Origin of the sequence: Neisseria sp. Marseille-Q2251, from assembly GCF_940793045.1 — a bacterium.
Taxonomy (GTDB): Bacteria; Pseudomonadota; Gammaproteobacteria; order Burkholderiales; family Neisseriaceae; genus Neisseria.
Map to the genome: position 1 here is coordinate 114,310 of NZ_CALNWV010000002.1, position 18,928 is coordinate 133,237.

16 protein-coding genes and 1 pseudogene are annotated in these 18,928 nt (G+C 52.6%); 13 read left to right on the plus strand and 4 right to left on the minus strand.

The annotated features are described in order from the left end of the window. The first annotated feature begins 176 nt into the window (after positions 1-176). Positions 177-1,805: a glucose-6-phosphate isomerase gene (gene pgi / locus AAG834_RS01765; protein WP_342031068.1), complete on the plus strand. Its 1,629-nt coding sequence runs from the start codon at positions 177-179 to the stop codon at positions 1,803-1,805. Positions 1,806-2,260: 455 nt separating this feature from the next. Here the strand turns inward: pgi and AAG834_RS01770 are convergent, their stop codons facing one another. Continuing rightward, entirely contained in the window at positions 2,261-2,989 is a 729-nt protein-coding gene (locus AAG834_RS01770; RefSeq protein ID WP_019270986.1) for a YebC/PmpR family DNA-binding transcriptional regulator, read from the minus strand. 373 nt (positions 2,990-3,362) lie between these two features. On the opposite strand from AAG834_RS01770, the gene AAG834_RS01775 reads away from it, so the two are divergent. The 4 genes from AAG834_RS01775 (at position 3,363) to AAG834_RS01790 (ending at position 7,558) form a co-directional block, all read left to right on the plus strand. Next, a complete protein-coding gene (locus AAG834_RS01775; protein ID WP_342031069.1) occupies positions 3,363-4,781 on the plus strand; it encodes an alanine/glycine:cation symporter family protein in 1,419 nt (472 codons plus the stop codon). Between the two features lie 156 nt (positions 4,782-4,937). Further along, positions 4,938-6,533, plus strand: coding sequence for a peptide chain release factor 3 (locus AAG834_RS01780; RefSeq protein WP_003767654.1), 1,596 nt, complete (start codon positions 4,938-4,940; stop codon positions 6,531-6,533). Positions 6,534-6,622: 89 nt separating this feature from the next. Beyond that, positions 6,623-7,000, plus strand: coding sequence for a cytochrome C (locus AAG834_RS01785; protein WP_342031070.1), 378 nt, complete (start codon positions 6,623-6,625; stop codon positions 6,998-7,000). A 90-nt stretch (positions 7,001-7,090) separates the two neighbouring features. Further along, complete coding sequence (locus AAG834_RS01790; RefSeq protein WP_342031071.1) at positions 7,091-7,558, plus strand: hypothetical protein; 468 nt, start codon at positions 7,091-7,093, stop codon at positions 7,556-7,558. A gap of 428 nt (positions 7,559-7,986) precedes the next feature. On the opposite strand, the gene gap is transcribed toward AAG834_RS01790, so the two are convergent. Beyond that, positions 7,987-9,018 carry a type I glyceraldehyde-3-phosphate dehydrogenase gene (gene gap, locus AAG834_RS01800; RefSeq protein WP_040667998.1) on the minus strand — a complete coding sequence of 344 codons (1,032 nt, stop codon included), beginning with the start codon at positions 9,016-9,018 and terminating at the stop codon, positions 7,987-7,989. A 531-nt stretch (positions 9,019-9,549) separates the two neighbouring features. On the opposite strand from gap, the gene AAG834_RS01805 reads away from it, so the two are divergent. After that, positions 9,550-10,449 carry a metal ABC transporter solute-binding protein, Zn/Mn family gene (locus AAG834_RS01805; RefSeq protein WP_342031072.1) on the plus strand — a complete coding sequence of 300 codons (900 nt, stop codon included), beginning with the start codon at positions 9,550-9,552 and terminating at the stop codon, positions 10,447-10,449. Between the two features lie 154 nt (positions 10,450-10,603). Here AAG834_RS01805 and AAG834_RS01810 read toward each other — a convergent pair whose 3' ends face one another. Next, entirely contained in the window at positions 10,604-10,822 is a 219-nt protein-coding gene (locus tag AAG834_RS01810) for a cell division protein (RefSeq protein WP_070496432.1), read from the minus strand. 567 nt (positions 10,823-11,389) lie between these two features. Here AAG834_RS01810 and AAG834_RS01820 point away from each other — a divergent pair. The 3 genes from AAG834_RS01820 (at position 11,390) to AAG834_RS01830 (ending at position 13,694) form a co-directional block, all read left to right on the plus strand. Then, positions 11,390-12,925: a sodium-dependent transporter gene (locus tag AAG834_RS01820; protein ID WP_070496431.1), complete on the plus strand. Its 1,536-nt coding sequence runs from the start codon at positions 11,390-11,392 to the stop codon at positions 12,923-12,925. Next, positions 12,922-13,014 (plus strand): methionine/alanine import family NSS transporter small subunit, encoded by a 93-nt coding sequence (locus AAG834_RS01825; protein WP_016687493.1) that lies wholly within the window; start codon positions 12,922-12,924, stop codon positions 13,012-13,014. The genes AAG834_RS01820 and AAG834_RS01825 overlap by 4 nt, the downstream gene beginning before the upstream one ends. A 260-nt stretch (positions 13,015-13,274) precedes the next feature. Beyond that, complete coding sequence (locus AAG834_RS01830) at positions 13,275-13,694, plus strand: glycine zipper domain-containing protein (RefSeq protein ID WP_003768927.1); 420 nt, start codon at positions 13,275-13,277, stop codon at positions 13,692-13,694. A 91-nt stretch (positions 13,695-13,785) separates the two neighbouring features. On the opposite strand, the pseudogene AAG834_RS01835 reads toward AAG834_RS01830, so the two are convergent. After that, positions 13,786-13,978 (minus strand): annotated as a pseudogene (locus tag AAG834_RS01835) (hypothetical protein); the annotation flags it as partial. 231 nt (positions 13,979-14,209) lie between these two features. Here AAG834_RS01835 and AAG834_RS01840 point away from each other — a divergent pair. From AAG834_RS01840 to AAG834_RS01855, 4 genes are all read left to right on the plus strand, one after another. Next, the gene (locus AAG834_RS01840; protein ID WP_342031073.1) at positions 14,210-15,472 is read left to right on the plus strand and encodes a putative DNA modification/repair radical SAM protein; all 1,263 of its coding nucleotides are present in this window, start codon (positions 14,210-14,212) and stop codon (positions 15,470-15,472) included. A gap of 19 nt (positions 15,473-15,491) precedes the next feature. Beyond that, positions 15,492-16,262: a TIGR03915 family putative DNA repair protein gene (locus AAG834_RS01845; protein WP_070514306.1), complete on the plus strand. Its 771-nt coding sequence runs from the start codon at positions 15,492-15,494 to the stop codon at positions 16,260-16,262. 236 nt (positions 16,263-16,498) lie between these two features. Next, positions 16,499-17,002, plus strand: a complete 504-nt coding sequence (gene rfaE2, locus AAG834_RS01850; protein WP_070514307.1) for a D-glycero-beta-D-manno-heptose 1-phosphate adenylyltransferase — start codon at positions 16,499-16,501, stop codon at positions 17,000-17,002. Next, entirely contained in the window at positions 16,999-18,798 is a 1,800-nt protein-coding gene (locus AAG834_RS01855) for a bifunctional biotin--[acetyl-CoA-carboxylase] ligase/type III pantothenate kinase (RefSeq protein ID WP_342031074.1), read from the plus strand. Before rfaE2 ends, AAG834_RS01855 begins: the two co-directional genes overlap by 4 nt. Positions 18,799-18,928: the final 130 nt, after the last annotated feature.

Genomic DNA, 18,928 nt, shown 5'->3' on the forward strand with positions numbered 1-18,928 from the left:
AAATTGCATACAATTCCTACGCCGTTTGACTACCCATATTCGCCAAACCCGCGCCCCTTTGTTAAACTACATATGACTACATAAATATTCACCGTATCGAACCAATCACTACAACGACAATCTATAACTAAATCACATCCCGCCGAATGAGCGAACCCAATCCCGAAGGAAACCCGATGACCGCATTTACCGAAGCATGGCAAGCCCTTGAACAACACCGGCTCGACACACAACACATCCACCTGCGCGACCGCTTCGCCGCCGAACCCGACCGCTTCGGCAATATGCACGAAACCCTAGACGGTCTCCTCTTCGATTACAGCAAAAACCGCCTCGGCGAAGACACTTTGCAACTCTTGTGCCGCCTTGCCGAAGCCTCGCCGCTAGCCGGACAAATGCACGCCATGCAAAACGGCGAAAAAATCAACCTCAGCGAACACCGCGCCGTCCTCCATACCGCCTTGCGCCTGCCGCCCGACGCAGCACCCGTTTACGTTGACGGCGAAAACATCCTCCCCAAAATCCACCGCGAACTCGACCGCGCCCTCGCCTACGCCGAAGCACTCAACAACGGCAGCCACAGAGGCATCACCGACAAACCCATTACCGACTTCGTCCACATCGGCATAGGAGGCTCCGACCTCGGTCCCAGAATGTGCGTAGAAGCCCTCAAAGCCTACCGCCAAAACATCCGCGTCCACTTCGTCAGCAATTCAGACGACGCCGACATCAGCCGCACACTCGCCCACCTAAAACCCGAGACCACCGTATTCAGCATCGCCAGCAAATCCTTCCGCACGCCCGAAACCCTGCTCAACGCCTACGCCGCCCGCGCATGGTATCGGGATGCAGGTTTGCCCGAATCCGGCATCTACCGCCACTTCTGCGCCATTTCCTCCGACGTTGCCGCCGCCCGAAACTTCGGCATCGCACCCGACAACGTCTTCGCCATGTTCGACTGGGTCGGCGGACGCTATTCCGTCTGGTCGACCATCGGTCTGCCCGTCATGGTCGCCGTCGGCATAGACCGCTTCCGCGAACTCCTCGCCGGCGCGCACGCCATGGACACCCACTTCTTCCAAACCCCCTACCGCCGCAACATCCCCGTCCTCATGGCACTCATCAGCATCTGGTACAACAACTTCCAGCATGCCGACGGACAAACCGCCGTCCCATACAGCCACAACCTGCGCCACCTACCTTCGTGGCTCAACCAGCTCGACATGGAAAGCCTGGGCAAAAACCGCACCGCCGACGGTCGTCCCGTCCCCCATACCACAGGCGGCATCGTCTTCGGCGAAGAAGGTGTCAACTGCCAGCACGCCTATTTCCAACTCCTCCACCAAGGCACACGGCTTATCCCCTGCGACTTCATCGTCCCCATGACCACCGCCTACGGCATCAACCGCCAACACCGCTTTACCGTCGCCAACGCCTTCGCCCAAGCCGAAGCCCTGATGAAAGGCAAAACCCTCGAAGAAGCCCGCGCCGAACTTGCCAACCTGCCCGAAGCCGAACGCGAACGCCTCGCCCCGCAAAAAGAATTCCCCGGCAACCGCCCGAGCAACAGCCTCCTCCTCAGCGCCACCGACCCCCGCCGCCTCGGCATGCTCATGGCGGCATACGAACACCGCACCTTCGTCCAAGGCGCGATTTGGGGCATCAACCCCTTCGACCAATGGGGCGTCGAATACGGCAAAGAACTCGCCAAAACCATCGAACCCGAACTCGACCGCGGTAACCCGCAACACGACAGTTCTACCAACGGCCTCATCGCCTTCTACCGAGCCAGCCAAAACCGATAGGCAGTTCAAACATAAAAGGTCGTCTGAAAACTTGATTTTTAAGTTTTTCAGACGACCTTTTTATGTCTATCGTTTTCGTGGACAAAGTTCACGCTACGCTACGGTATTTGTGTTATCTGCAAACCCCGTAGCGTGCACAAACCAATCAAGATTTCAGACGACCTGTCCATCAATTATCTTCGTGGGTAGAACCCACGCTACGGATACAACGCACACCAAAACCGATATGTAGTCCAAATATGAAAGGTCGTCTGAAAACCTACATCGAGTTTTCAGACGACCTTTGTGTTAATTGTTTTCGTGGACAAAGTCCACGCTACGGCTACGGCGTAAGTGTTGTCAACAGGCTATGTAGCGTGGGCTATGCCCACGAGCCATTGGAGATTCCAGCAAACCGCCTAAAATCCCAGACGCAAAAAAAGCAGACCCATCAGGTCTGCTTTCAATCTTTTCTATTAATCCAGATTCAAAACCGCGGAGGTGTAAACGTCCTGCACGTCGTCCAAATCTTCCAGCGCGTCAATCAGTTTCTGCATTTTGACGGCATCGTCGCCGGAGAGTTCGGTTTCGTTTTGGGCGCGCATGGTGACGTCGCCGTCAACGGATTTGTAGCCCGCGGCTTCCAATGCCGCTTTCACGCCCGCCCAATCGTTCGGGGCGGTGATGACTTCGATGGAGCCGTCGTCGTTGGCAATCACGTCTTCCGCACCGGCTTCCAGAGCTGCTTCCATCAGCGCATCCTCGTCAACGCCTGGTTCGAACACCAAATAACCCTGATGCACGAAGTTGAACGCCACGCAGCCGTCGGTGCCCAAGTTGCCGCCGTTTTTGGTGAACGCATGGCGCACGTCGGCAACGGTGCGGGTTTTGTTGTCGGTCAGGCAGTCCACCATCAGCGCCGCGCCGCCGATGCCGTAGCCTTCGTAGCGCAGTTCGATGTATTCCACGCCTTCCAAATTGCCCGTACCTTTGTCGATGGCGCGTTGCACGTTGTCTTTGGGCATATTGTTTTCGGCGGCTTTTTCCAAAGCCAGGCGCAGGCGCGGGTTGGCGCCGGGGTCGCCGCCGCCCATGCGGGCTGCAACGGTGATTTCTTTGATCAAACGGGTGAAGATTTTGCCGCGCTTGGCATCTTGACGGGCTTTTTTATGCTGGATATTCGCCCACTTGCTATGACCTGCCATATATGGATTCCTTTCGATTTTCCGCCTTATCCGGCGGGCTTTTGCTCATTTTCAAAGGGCGCATTTTAACATAGGTTGGATATGCCTAAAATATTTCAGACGACCCTTCATCCTGCCAAAGGGTCGTCTGAAAACGCTGCCTGCGCCCGAAAAAACGCAAAAATCTTGTCTTTGCCCAAACCTGACCCTTTTTTTCGTTTGCCTCACAAAAGGTTTACGGTATCATGCAGGCCTGCTTCAGGATTGTTGACAACTTGGGGCAAAACGGACGAAAACGGCCTGCTCGCCGCACCGTCCGACACAACGGCATTCAACGGAGTAACCGCCGACGGATGCCGTCATCTGTTCATTTTTCAATATAAGGTTTGTAATTATGGAAGAAACATTGTCTGCACTGGTGGGCGCAGTCAATCTGATTCTGTGGGATTACATGTTGATTTACGCCCTTTTGGGCATCGGCCTGTTTTTCACACTCTATCTAGGCGCGCCGCAGATTACTAAATTGGGGGCAGGGTTCAAATCCGTTTTCGGCGGTTTGTTTTCCAAAAAAGACAAAGACGATAAATCTTTGTCGCAATTCCAAGCACTCGCTGTCGCTGTCTCCGCGCAAATCGGCACGGGCAACGTCGCCGGCGTAGCAACCGCCATTACTGCAGGCGGACCGGGCGCGATTTTTTGGATGTGGCTTTCCGCCGTTTTGGGGATGTCCACGATTTTCGCCGAAGCCCTGCTCGCGCAAAAATACCGCGTCGTCAGCCACGGCAAATACATCGGCGGTCCCGCGTTCTACATCACGCACGGCCTGACCCCGAAAATCGGGCGCGGCGCGGCACGTTTCTTATCGGGCTTCTTCTCCATCGCCCTGATTATCGCGCTGGGCTTTATCGGCAACGCCACGCAGGCGAACTCCATCGCCTCCTCCGTTACCATCGCCTTTAACGTACCGGCATTGGCAGTCGGCATCGTCCTCGCCGTCCTCGCGGGCATGATTATCGTCGGCGGCGTCAACCGCATCGCCAACATCGCCCAATTCGTCGTGCCGTTTATGGCGATTATCTATATTTTGTGTGCCGTCGTTATCCTGTTCAAATTCTCCGACCACATCATACCGATGTTCAACCACATCTTTACCGCCGCCTTCAATCCTGAAGCCGTTTTAGGCGGCGCAGCGGGTATCGGTATGCGCGAAGCCGTCCGTTTCGGCGTGGCACGCGGCTTGTTTTCCAACGAAGCGGGTATGGGTTCGACACCGCACGCACACGCCACCGCCGACGTGAACCACCCCGTTCAACAAGGCTTGGCAGCATTTATCGGCGTATTCATCGACACCATCTTGGTCTGCACCGCCACCGCGCTGATTATCCTCCTGACCGATGCCAACCTTTCCGGCGAACAAGGCGCAGCGGTGACCCAATTCGCCTTCAGCAAAGCCTTCCCCGGCTTCGGCTCGCAACTGCTCGCCGTCTGCCTGACCTTCTTCGCCTTCACCACCATCATCGGTTGGTATTACTTCGGCGAGTCCAACATCCGCTTCCTCTTCAGAGGCAAACACTTGGGCATCTACCGCGCGCTCGTGCTGCTGGCCATCGTGTTGGGCACCTTGGGCAAAGTCAATTTGGTTTGGAGCCTGTCGGATATGTTCAACGGCTTCATGGTCATCCCCAACTTAATCGCCCTATTCCTCTTGCGCAAGGAAATCCGCGCCGTTTACGACGATTATCTGGCGCAGAAAAAAGCAGGTAAAGACTTGTCCTACCAATATGAATTCCACGAATTCCACGACAAGGCTTAATCCGCCATCGTGAAAAGGTCGTCTGAAAATTTTCAGACGACCTTTTTTATCCCCTAATCATTGAACCGATTAATGTTTTTTTGTACAATCCCCGCCATCTCAACCCTTTCTCAGGCCGTCGGAAAAGCGGCCTGAACCTTTTTGCAAAGAAAGCCCATGTCCCAAGAAATCCTCGACCAAGTGCGTCGCCGCCGCACGTTTGCCATCATCTCCCACCCCGACGCGGGTAAAACCACGCTGACTGAAAAACTCTTGCTGTTTTCAGGCGCGATTCAGAGCGCGGGGACGGTAAAAGGCAAGAAAACCGGCAAATTCGCCACCTCCGACTGGATGGAAATCGAGAAGCAGCGCGGCATTTCCGTGGCATCAAGCGTGATGCAGTTTGACTACAAAGACCACACCGTCAACCTCTTGGACACGCCGGGACACCAAGACTTCTCCGAAGATACCTACCGCGTTTTAACCGCCGTGGACAGCGCGTTGATGGTCATTGACGCGGCCAAAGGTGTGGAAGCGCAAACCATCAAACTCTTGAACGTCTGCCGCCTGCGCAATACGCCGATTGTCACGTTCATGAACAAATACGACCGCGAAGTACGCGATTCTTTGGAATTGCTGGACGAAGTGGAAAATATTTTAAAAATCCGCTGCGCACCCGTCACTTGGCCGATCGGCATGGGCAAAAACTTCAAAGGCGTGTACCACATCCTGAACGACGAAATCTATCTCTTTGAAGCCGGCGGCGAACGCCTGCCGCACGAGTTCGACATCATCAAAGGCATCAACAATCCCGAATTGGAACAACGCTTTCCGCTGGAAATCCAGCAGCTGCGCGACGAAATCGAATTGGTGCAGGCGGCTTCCAACGAGTTCAATCTTGACGAATTTCTCGCCGGCGAACTCACGCCCGTGTTCTTCGGTTCGGCGATTAACAACTTCGGTATTCAGGAAATCCTCAATTCATTGATTGACTGGGCCCCCGCACCGAAACCGCGCGATGCGACCGTGCGCATGGTCGAGCCGGACGAGCCGAAATTTTCCGGATTTATCTTTAAAATCCAAGCCAATATGGACCCGAAACACCGCGACCGCATCGCCTTTTTACGCGTCTGCTCCGGCAAATTCGAGCGCGGCATGAAGATGAAACACCTGCGCATCAACCGCGAAATCGCCGCCTCCAGCGTGGTTACATTCATGTCCCACGACCGCGAGCTGGTGGAAGAAGCCTACGCGGGCGACATCATCGGCATCCCGAACCACGGCAACATCCAAATCGGCGACAGCTTTTCCGAAGGCGAACAACTGGCGTTCACCGGCATCCCCTTCTTCGCACCCGAACTGTTCCGCAGCGTCCGCATCAAAAACCCGCTGAAAATCAAACAACTGCAAAAAGGTTTGCAACAGCTGGGCGAAGAAGGCGCGGTACAGGTGTTCAAACCGATGAGCGGCGCAGATTTGATTTTGGGCGCAGTCGGCGTGCTGCAATTTGAAGTCGTTACCTCGCGCCTCGCCAACGAATACGGTGTAGAAGCCGTGTTCGACAACGCATCCATCTGGTCGGCGCGCTGGGTATCGTGCGACGACAAGAAAAAGCTGGCAGAGTTTGAAAAAGCCAATGCGGGCAATCTGGCGATAGACGCAGGCGGCAACCTCGCCTACCTCGCCCCCAACCGCGTGAATTTGGGACTCACGCAGGAACGCTGGCCGGACATCGTGTTCCACGAAACGCGCGAGCATTCGGTGAAACTGTAAAATGCAGATCAGGTCGTCTGAAACCCTGACAGGACAGACGATTAGAATCTTTTTTATGCAATCTACGTCTATGATTTGAAGGAATGTTGATGAAAAAACAAATTGTATTGGCTGTTGCCCTGCTTCTGACCACTGCTGCCGCAAATGCCGGCGGAGCCAAACTCTCCTGCGGCAAACAGAAATGGGATGGAACAGAATTCGGCGTGACCAAATGCCGTTATTCAGGTAACTCTTTATCTGACGCTTATACTGCTGCTTTAAAAAAAGAGGGGGGAAACGGAGTGCTGCCCAAAACCCTGCCAACCCGTAATATGAAACGTCAAATAAACGAAGAAACGGAAACCTCCATTCAATGGACCGGCAAAAAAATAGTCAATGTTTGCGTAAATAGCGAGGGATTAGATTGTTTCGAATTGAAACAGCAAAAAGATCATGTGGATGTTACATTTACAGTCGCAACACCATAAGTCTTGGTTTAGGTCGTCTGAAAACTCAGTATGGCAACAAGCATGGATACCTGATACAGCCGACCAATTTTGCCTAATTTGGAGAAAATCATGCAAAAACTGCTTTTAACGGCAGTACTCATGGCAAGCATGCAATTTGCTGCCGCCGACCGCGCACCCATAGCAATTCCTAAAAAAGTACAGGAAGCCATCAATGAAGATAAACAAACCTGCCGTGAAATGGGAGGAAAATTCTCTGTTGGTCAAGCTTTGGATATTATCGATTTGAATAACGACGGTTATCATGATTTTGTCTACGACATGAGCAAGGTCACTTGCGCCAACGCACCTGATCTGGGCGGCTCCGGCGGCTGGGCGGTCACTGTTTTTGCAGGTCAACCGGATGGTTCTGCCAAACAGGCATTTCTTCATGGCGCAGTCGGAACAAAAATCATCGGTAACAAACTTTATTTAGGCGTGGGTGGAGAGCTATGCGGCGAAGACACACGCGGTAAAGTACGTGCACAATATCAAAATTGTATCCGTCCGCTACAATGGAATGCACGTAAGAAAGTATAGTGGATTAACTTTAAACCAGTACGGCGTTGCCTCGCCTTGCCGTACTATCTGTACTGTCTGCGGCTTCGTCGCCTTGTCCTGATTTAAATTTAATCCACTATATTTAAGTTTGCGCCCGTCTCTCAGAAAAAACCTTTCCCCAAAAGCTTTCAGCGTTAAGGACAAAATCAATCATTCGGTCGTCTGAAACCCGTAAACTGCACCTTCACAAAGGTGCAGTTTTTTATTCCTGCCTACAACTAGGTGCTTCATCTTTTTAGGTATGACGACAACCATGAGTGTTGCAGTTTAAAATTAAAAAAGCCGAGTCCTGCAATATACAGAACCCAGCTTTATTCAAAACGTCCGAACAGTCTCTTATACGCGCCCAATTTTTGCCGGGCAATTCAAGTTTTCAGACGACCTTTTAGCGTATCAAACCATCCGTTTTATTCAAACGGGCGCACTTCCAAACCGAACATACGGCGGGCAGTGTTCAGCATTTGGCAGCTGAAGCCCCACTCGTTGTCGTACCAGGCAAACACTTTGACCATATTGCCGTCGGTTACTTTGGTCAGCGTTGCGTCAAAGGTACTGGCTTGGGTGGTGTGGTTGAAGTCCATAGACACCAGCGGCAGCGTGTTGTAGCCCAATACGCCTTTCAGACGACCTTCTTCTGAAGCGGCCTTCATCAACGCATTGATTTCTTCGACACTCGTATCGCGCGCGGCTTGGAAGCTCAAATCCACCAATGAGACATTGACGGTCGGCACGCGGATGGCGAGGCCGTCAAGTTTACCTTTCAGTTCAGGCAATACCAAACCGACGGCTTTTGCCGCACCGGTTTTGGTCGGAATCATGTTTTCCACACCGCTGCGAGCGCGGCGCAAGTCTTTATGGCGCACGTCGGTCACGGTTTGGTCGTTGGTCAGGGCGTGGATGGTGGTCATCGCGCCTTTGACGATGCCGATGTTTTCGCTCAATACTTTGGCGACGGGGGCGAGGCAGTTGGTGGTGCAGGAAGCATTGGAGATGACGGTCATGTCGTCGGTAATCACATCGTCGTTCACACCGTAGACGATGGTCGCGTCAACATCAGCCTCGCCTGGTGCGGAAATCAGCACTTTTTTCGCGCCGCTTTCGAGATGGGCATTGGCTTTGGATTTGCTGGTGAACGAGCCGGTGCATTCCATCACCAAGTCCACGCCCAAGTCGCGCCATGGCAGTTCGGCGGGGTTGCGGGTGGAGAAGAACGGGATTTTGCGGCCGTTGATGATGAGGTGGGTCGCATCGTGGGAAATGTCGGCATTAAAGCGGCCGTGAACAGTGTCGAATTTGGTCAGATGGGCGTTGGTTTCGAGGCTGCCGCTGGCGTTGACGGCGACGACTTCAAGTTGGTCTTGCAGGTTGTAATCGTAGATGGCGCGTAATACTTGGCGGCCGATGCGGCCATATCCGTTAATGGCAACTTTAATGCCCATGTTTTCTTCCTTTTTGGATGTAAGGTGGGGTTGTAAACTAATTCGGGCATTATTATAACAAAATTGTAGTGTGATGTAATTAACATTTTATCAAATAAATCTTGTTCAATCATATCTGCTTATTTTTATCCCAAAAAGATAATTAATTATTTTGTTCTACAAAACACCATATAAGAAAATTTATATTTCAATTATATTTAAAATATACACATTTAATCTTGGTTTCCCACTCTCTCAAAAAAGGGAAAACCCGCATCTTTCTGATTTTATTTATTTGAAAAAGATAATCTCCAACCAAATTCCGCTACATCACGCAACAAAACTCCCCACCATTCCCTCCCTTTTATCTTAAAAATCAATAAATACAATCCTATGCCTAATTTCATAATAAATTAACAAACCCCTACCCTCCTCCCCAAATCTCCCGTTTTCAAGGCATAAAGCGCGTTCTTAAGCGGAGGCTGCTTGAAGATTCCGTCCCACTGTTTTAAAATAAAAATGTTACGTTATATCAATTGGAGAGAGAAAAACATGAAACATTGGAAACTCGGCGTCATCGCTGCATTAATGTCCGGCGCAGTTTACGCAGCCCCGATGAACGTCGTCACCAGCTTCAGCATTTTGGGCGACGTTACCAAACAAATCGGCGGCGACCGTGTTGCCGTACAAAATTTGGTCGGTGCCAACCAAGACAGCCACGCCTATCACATGACCAGCGGCGACATCAAAAAAATCCGCAGTGCCAAATTAGTCCTGCTCAACGGCTTGGGTTTGGAAGCCGCCGACGTGCAGCGTGCCGTCAAACAAAGCAAAGTCCCCTTTGCCGAAGCAACCAAAGGCATACAGGCGCTTAAAGCCGAAGAAGGCGAACATCATCACGACCACGAAGGCCACCACCACGACCACGGCGAATTTGACCCGCACGTCTGGACCGACCCCGTTTTGATGACGACCTACGCCCAAAACGTCGCCAACGCTCTGATTCAGGCAGACCCCGAAGGCAAAACCTATTACCAACAACGCTTGGGCAACTACCAAGTACAGCTGAAAAAACTGCACAGCGACGCTCAAGCTGCGTTTAACGCCGTTCCTGCCGCCAAGCGCAAAGTCCTGACCGGACACGACGCGTTCTCCTACATGGGCAAACGCTACAATATCGAGTTTATCGCCCCGCAAGGTGTGAGCAGCGAAGCCGAACCGTCCGCCAAACAAGTGGCTTCCATCATCCGCCAAATCAAACGCGAAGGCATCAAAGCCGTGTTCACCGAAAACATCAAAGACACGCGCATGGTTGACCGTATTGCCAAAGAAACCGGCGTCAACGTCAGCGGCAAACTCTACTCCGACGCACTCGGCGGCGCACCTGCCAATACTTACATCGGCATGTACCGCTACAACGTCAAAGCCTTGACTGATGCGATGAAAAAATAAAACCGCAGTATTCAGCGTGCGCTGACAAACCAAAAGGTCGTCTGAAACAAGCTTGGCAAACTAAGCCAAACCCGTTTCAGACGACCTTTTATCATTCGTTTTGAAAGCGCCGCATCATTGTATATCGACAACGACCGCAGCATTGACACTCACTTTACTCGTCGTCTTCCAATTCTTCTTGTGCACCTTTTTCGGCAAAATGACCCAGCAGCCAAATCAAAGCGCCGCCACCGGTAACACCTGCTTTAATCCACATTGCAGTATCTTCTCCCCAGTTATAAATCCATGCTAAAACTTTCGGCACAGCATTCATATAATTCAAACCGAACGCTAAAAGACCTAGGATAAACAAAGTGCTGCCAAAACTTTTCATGAAGATTCCTTTTGATGAAAATCAGAGGGTTATAGGAAATACAACTTGTTAAAAAGATTACTTTCTACTGAATACAAATGTAAAACGATATCATTATAATCGAAATAAATTAAAAAATATATTTTTAAACAAAATAAATACTTGATAACGTTATTAATTTTTTACATCCAAGAACGATGGATGCTCCTCTTCAAAAGAAGGGTCGTCTGAAAAGCCTTAAATCCTATAGTGGATTAAATTTAAATCAGGACAAGGCGACGAAGCCGCAGACAGTGCAGATAGTACGGCAAGGCGAGGCAACGCCGTACTGGTTTAAAGTTAATCTACTATATTTTCAGACGACCATACTCCCGCATCTTCACCAAACTGCCTGAAATACAGCTAAAAATCCGTTTTCCCCACTTGCCAAGCCTGTTAAATTTTTTTACGATACAGCCATAGATTGTAAACAAAAGGTCACAAGCCGATTGTTTTTTCAGACGACATTACCCCTGTCAGACCTCATTTCTATAACCGTAAGCCGCCAAACGGCTGTTTTCATACCACATCAAAGCAAGAGGTATCAACGTGTCTGATTCCAAAACAAACGAACGCGCGACGTTTAGCAACCGCCGCGCGTTTATGGTTGCCGCCATCGGCTCTGCCGTCGGCTTGGGCAACATTTGGCGTTTCCCCTACATCGCCTTCGAAAACGGCGGCGGCGCATTTCTTCTCCCCTATCTGGTCGCGCTCTTGACCGCCGGCATCCCGCTGCTGCTGCTCGACTACGCCATCGGCCACCGCTACCGCGGCTCCGCTCCGCTAGCTTTCCGCCGACTCGGCCGCTGGTTCGAGCCTGTGGGCTGGTGGAACGTGATGACCAACGTCATCATCTGTATCTACTACGCAGTCATCATCGGCTGGTCGGCAAGCTATGCCTACTACTCGCTGAACGCGGCATGGGGCGCGGATCCTCAGGCGTTTTTCTTTAAAGACTTTTTGAACATGGCAGGTCCTGAAGCTTTGGGCTTGGATTTTGTCGGCAAAGTCGTCGGCCCGCTGATCGGCGTATGGCTGTTTACCTGCATCATCATGGCTTTGGGCGTACAAAAAGGCGTGGCAGGCGCATCTTCGTTTTTCATGCCGCTGCTGTTGATTATGTTCATCATCATGGTCGGCATCTCGCTGACGCTGCCGGGCGCGGCTAAGGGCTTGGACGCACTGTTTACACCCGACTGGTCGAAACTTTCCGATCCTAGAGTCTGGGTTGCCGCATACGGTCAGATTTTCTTCTCGCTCTCCATCTGCTTCGGCATCATGGTGACTTATTCTTCCTATCTGAAGAAAAAAACCGACTTGGGCGGTACCGGCTTGGTTGTCGGCTTTGCCAACAGCAGCTTTGAATTACTCGCCGGTATCGGCGTATTCGCCGCGCTGGGCTTTATAGCACAAGCCAATGGACAAGCCGTCAGTCAAGTTGCTTCCAGCGGCATCGGTTTGGCTTTCATCGCCTTCCCGACCATCATCAACCAAGCTCCGATGGGTGCGCTGATCGGCGTATTGTTCTTCGGTTCGCTGGTATTCGCAGGCATTACCTCGATGATTTCCATCGTCGAAGTCATCGTTGCCGCCATTCAGGACAAATTGAACATCGGCCGCGTCAACGCCACCCTGCTCGTCTGCATTCCGATGGGCATTATCTCCACCCTGCTCTTCGGCACGACCACCGGCCTGCCCGTTTTGGACGTATTGGACAAATTCGTCAACACCTACGGCATCGTCGCCGCCGGCTTCGTCTATGTTTTGGCCATCATCGCCCTGCGCAAACTGCCCGAGCTGCGCAACCACCTGAACGCACTCTCCTCCGTCCGCGTCGGCGCGATTTGGACTGCCTGCGTCATCTTCACCGTTGCCATGCTCGGCTATATGTTGTATCAAGACACAATCGGCCTGCTTAAAGAAAACTACTCGAAATATCCCAGCGATTTCCTCAATATCTTCGGCTGGGGCATGTCGATCGGTCTGATTGTCATCGCCGTGTTGCTGTCGCTTCTGCCTTGGAAACATGGTCAAAACTTCAACGTCAAAGACGAACACGAACATGAACAAGGAGACAAAGAATGAGTACTTCAGCCATCATCATGATGATTATCGCACTCGTCGTCATCTGGGGCGGATTCATTCTGTCCGTATGGCGGCTGCCTGAAGAATAGGCTTTTTCCAACAAGTGTTGCAGACACCGCACAGGTCGTCTGAAACCCAAACGCCCCGAAACCGCATACCGGCTTCGGGGCGTTTTGTTACCATCAAATCCAAGACAGACAAGGCTTTCCATCTATCAGCCGAGTAACCGTACCGCACAAAAGCAACATTTGTTTACGCTAATTTTCCACAGGCGGGCGAAGGTAAACAAAGGGCTGATTATAATGAAAATAACTCCGGCATCTGCCGTGTTTCACGAAAGGAAGAAACAATGACCATGAAACCACTTATGGCGGTATTGCTCGCCGCCAGCCTCAGCCTCCCCGCCATCCACGCGGAAGCGCGAGGCACGGCAAACCAGAAAAAAGCCACCCTCGCCGGCGCGGCAGCAGGCGCAGCCTTGGGCGGTCTTCTGGGCAACGACGGACAAAGCGCAATCATCGGCGCAGTGGCAGGTGGTTTGGCAGGCAACGCCTATGCCTACCACAACAAAAAAATGAATCAAAAAGACAACGATATCGCCTTGCGCGACCGCCGTTACCGCGAATCCCGCTACTACGGCTACGACGGTTACGGCTACGGTGATCCGTACTACCGCGATACGTACTACAAAAAACACAAACATAAACATCACCACCGCAAACACTACCGCGACTGGGACGATGATTACTACGATTACGACGACGATTAAACCCATCGTTTGACCGTCTGAACGAAAGGTCGTCTGAAAACCTGAAACAAGGTTGAACCGCCTTCAAATCTCGGCTATGTCCAAGCCGTTTTCAGACGACCTTAGATTCGGATTTCAAGTACAGCACTAGCGGTTGGAACAGATGCACAAAAAAAACACTTGGCGTTTCGTAGCCAAGTGTTTTTTCTTGGTCAGTAGCTCAACTCATATTGAACCATGCGTATTTCCAGATCATTGTCGTTACAGAAATCAGTTTGTTTGGAGAAATATTGCCGGATGATTCCCTATGTACCTTTTTGTGTAGTTTTAGCACTCTTTCTTACAGAAAACGGTCGTATGCTATCGCATACTGGTCTTTTCTATTAGGGAAAGTTCCACTTCAAATCCAAATCCAAATCCGCTAGGCATCATACCTGTCTGAATCACTCCTCAAGGACTAAGAAAAAATTTAGCTGACTAAATAAAATCTAACAATTATAATAAAAAATATTATTACACTTAATAAAAGTTCAGCTATGGATTATCAAAAAATCAGCCGAAAACTCGAAATTTTAGCCGATGCCGCCAAATATGATGTTTCCTGCTCGTCGAGCGGCGGTTCGCGCGGCAACGACGGGCAAGGCTTGGGCAACTCTTCGCGCGCGGGCATCTGCCACAGTTTCACCGAAGACGGCCGCTGTGTATCGCTGCTGAAAATCCTGCTGACCAACCACTGCATCTACGACTGCGCTTATTGCGCTTCCCGCCGCAGCAACGACATCCCGCGCGCGGCGTTTACGGTCGATGAAGTGGTGGATTTGACCATGAGCTTTTACCGCCGCAACTATATCGAAGGGCTGTTTTTAAGTTCCGGCATCTTCAAAAACGCCGATTACACCATGGAACGCTTGGTACGGATTGCCAAAAAACTGCGCGAAGAACATCGATTTAACGGCTACATCCACCTCAAAACCATTCCAAAAGCGTCGCCCGAAATCCTTCATGAAGCCGGGCTGTATGCTGACCGCCTCAGCGTCAACATGGAAATCCCCACCGTTTCCGGCCTCAAGCTGCTCGCGCCCGAAAAAAAACACAGCGATATGACGCAACCGATGGCGTTTGTCCGTAACGAAATCGTTTCCTTTGCCGACAGCCGCAAAACCATCAAATCCACGCCCAAGTTCGCCCCTGCCGGGCAAAGCACGCAGTTTATTATCGGCGCGGCAGGCGAAACCGACCACCAAATCATCCGCACTGCCGGCGGGTTTTACCGCCATTACGGTCTCAAACGCGTGTATTACTCGGGCTATGTACCAGTATTGGAAGACAAACGCCTGCCGCCTTTATCGACGCAAGTGCCGCTGCGGCGGGAAAACCGGCTCTATCAGGCAGATTGGCTGATGCGTTTTTACGGCTTTTCCGATCATGAAATCTTAGACGAACAGCAACCTTTTCTCGACTTGGATTTCGATCCCAAGCTCGCTTGGGCGCTGCGCCACCGCGAATGGTTTCCTGTACCGCTACAACACGCGCCGCTTGAAATCATTTTGCGCGTGCCCGGCATCGGCGTAAAGTCCGCCCGCAAAATCGTGCAAGCCCGTCGCTTCCGCATGATCACCATGGCACAACTGAGAAAAATGGGCGTGGCGCTAAACCGCGCACGCTATTTCATCACCCTGCCCGAACCCAACCGCTACGCCGACCTAATCGACAGCCCGCAACTACGCGGTCTGCTTTTACAAAACACACGCTCCAAATTCAGCCAAAGCGATGCCGTGCAAACCGATTTGTTCGGCTGATAACGAAAAGGTCAACATTATGCAAATCACTTTGCACTACGACGGCAGCTTCGACGGCCTGTTAAGCACCGTGTTTCATGTTTACGCCTGCAAATACGCTCCTGAAAACGTGCATATTACCCATGATGCGCAGGATACGGATTTATTCAGCCGCAGCGAAACCGTTACCACCTCCCCCGACCGCGCCCAGCGCGTTTTCAAACGGCTCGAACAGCAAATCGGGTGCAGCGGTATGGTCAAACTGCTGTATGGTTTTTTAATCGCCCTGCCTGAGATGCCCGACACTTTTCTGCGCATTGTCAGCCTGATGCTCGCCCGCCCGATACGCAAAGACGTGCTCTGCGATTACGGTCTTTACGATGTGATGCAATGGGCGCAATGGGTGAAAACCGTCGGACATGAAAAACACCGGATGGAAGCGTTTGTCCGTTTTGAAGAGCTGTCAGACGGTCTGTATCTCGCGCGTATCGAACCTCAATACGACGTGTTGCCTTTGATTACACGCCATTTCCGCAACCGTTATCCGCAACAGCAATGGGCGATATTCGATATGCAGCGCCATTACGGCATCTTAAGCGACCCAAACGGCCTGCACGCAATCAACGGGCTTGAAGCCGACCGCATCCAAACATCGTATGCCCCAAACGAACGCAGTTACCAAGCCCTTTGGCAGGACTATTTCAACAGCAGCAATATTCCATCCCGACGCAATCCCAGGTTGCACCGCCAACAAATGCCGCAACGCTATTGGAAATACCTTACTGAAAAACAACCTGCTGTTTTCGATTAAAAATACCTGTCTGAAAACAGGTTCGGACAGTTCGAGACCTTTGCAAAATTCCCACACGGACATTTAGGGGATTTTGGGAATTTTGCAAAGGTCTCAGCCTATTCATTACCTAAAAGTCGCAATTTTGTCCAAATCCGCCTTTTCAGACGACCCCTTACTCTTTCCCTCAAATTTACCTTTTCCGCCCGCTTCGGTATCATACCGCCTGTCTGTTTATCCCCAACGGAATCCCGATTATGTCTGACTGGTCCCTCCCCGATTTCGAACGCAAAATCTGCCCGCCTGAAGAATTGGCGCAGCGTCTGCACGAACTGCCCCGCCCGCTGGTATTTACCAACGGTTGTTTCGATATTCTGCACAGGGGGCATGTTACCTATCTGGCGCAGGCTCGGTCGGCAGGGGCTGCGTTGGTGTTGGCTTTGAACACGGATGCGTCCGTGCGCCGTTTGGGCAAAGGGGACGACCGTCCCGTCAATTCGCTGGAAAACCGCGCGGCGGTAGCGGCGGCATTGGCAAGCGTCGATTTGGTCACTTGGTTTGACGAAGACACGCCCGCCGAGTTGATCGAGCAAATCAAACCCGACATCCTGATTAAGGGCGGCGACTGGCCGGTCGAAAAAATCGTCGGTGCGCAAGAAACGCTGGCGCGCGGCGGCAAAGTGTTTTCCATTCCGTTCCTGCACCAGACTTCCACCACGAAAACGCTGGAAAAAATCCGCGCAGCCGAGGGCGGAAAATGACCGCGCTGAAACTGCCGCACAGTCGGGTTTTGGCGGAACTAGCCGACGGTCTGCCGCAACACGTTTCCCATCTGGCGCGTATCGCGGGCGTGAAGCCGCACCAGCTCAACGGCTTTTGGCAACAGATGCCCGCGCACATCCGCGGACTGCTGCGCCAACACGACGGGCAATGGCGGCTCGTGCGCCCGCTTGCTTTGTTTAACGAAGAAGCCTTGCAGCGTTTGGGGGCGGAACGCGGTTTTCAGACGACCTTAAAGCAAGAATGCACGTCCAGCAACGATGAAATCCTGAATCTGGCGCGCACTTCGCCCGAGCAAGCCCATAAAGCGCTCTGCGTCGCGCATCTGCAAACCAAAGGCCGCGGGCGGCAGGGACGCAAGTGGACACACCGATTAGGCGAATGCCTGATGTTCAGCTTTGGCTGGGTATTTGACAAACCGCAGCACGAACTCGGTTCGCTCGCCCCCGCCGTCGCGCTCGCCTGCCGCCGCGCTTTAGCCGCATCGGGTTTGGACATACAAATCAAGTGGCCGAACGATTTGGTCGCCGGCAGGGACAAACTCGGCGGCATCCTGATCGAAACCGTCCGCAATGAGGGCAAAACCGCCGCCGTCATCGGCATCGGCATCAACTTCGTCCTGCCCAAAGAAGTTGAACACGCCGCCTCCGTCCAAGCCTTATTCCACAATATGCAGCTTGCCCGCGGTGCAGCCTCCGCACACTGCATCCCCGTCTCAACGCTATTGGACAAACTCTTGGGCGAACTCGATGCCGTCCTGACGCAATACGCGCAAAACGGGTTCGCCCCCTTCCTCGGCGAATACCAAACCGCCCACCGCGACCACGGCAAACCCGTCCTCCTCCTGCGCGACGGGCAAACCGTAAGCGAAGGCACCGTACTCAGCGTCGATGCGCAAGGCGCGTTGCACCTGATGACATCGGCAGGCGAACAAACCGTCGTCAGCGGCGAAATCAGCCTGCGCCCCGACGACACGCCCCGCGCCATCACGCCGCGTGCGCCCGAATGCCTGCTCCTGCTCGACGGCGGTAACAGCCAGCTCAAATGGGCATGGGTGGAAAACGGCGTGTTCAACGAAGTCACCCGCGCGCCATACCGCGACTTGAGCAAACTCGGGGAAGAGTGGGCAGAACGTTCAGACGACCGCACCCGCATCGTCGGCTGCGCCGTGTGCGGCGATCTCAAAAAAGCCCTCGTCGAAGCCCACCTGACCGCGCCCGTCCGCTGGCTGCCCTCCATGCCGCAGGCACTCGGCATCCGCAACCACTACCGCAACCCCGCCGAACACGGTTCCGACCGCTGGTTCAACGCCTTGGGCAGCCGCCGTTTCAGCCAAAACGCCTGCGTCGTTGTCAGCTGCGGCACCGCCGTAACCACCGACGCGCTCACCGAAGACAACCACTATCTCGGCGGCACCATCATGCCCGGCTTCCACCTTATGAAAGAAGCCCTCGCCGCCAAAACCGCCAACCTCGACCGCCCCGCCGGCAAAGTGTACCCCTTCCCCACCACCACGCCCAACGCCATCACCAGCGGCATGATGGATGCCGTTTGCGGAGCCGTCATCATGATGCACGGGCGACTGCAACAAAAAACAGGCGAAGGCAAACCCGTCGACGTCATCATCACCGGCGGCGGCGCAAGCAAAGTCGTTAACGCCCTGCCCAAACAGTTTGTTTTGGACAATACAGTAAAAATTGTAGATAATCTCGTCATTTACGGCTTATTGAACTGGGTCGCGCAAGAGCAGGAACAGACCGACACACTGCCCGAATAAACAGCAACGCTGTCGCGCCGATTCAAAAAGTCGTCTGAAACGCCCATACCGTTTTTCAGACGACCTCCAAACCAAACGCACTTCAGCCGGTTGGTTTTGATGCCGATCCGCCACAAAATAACAACACAAA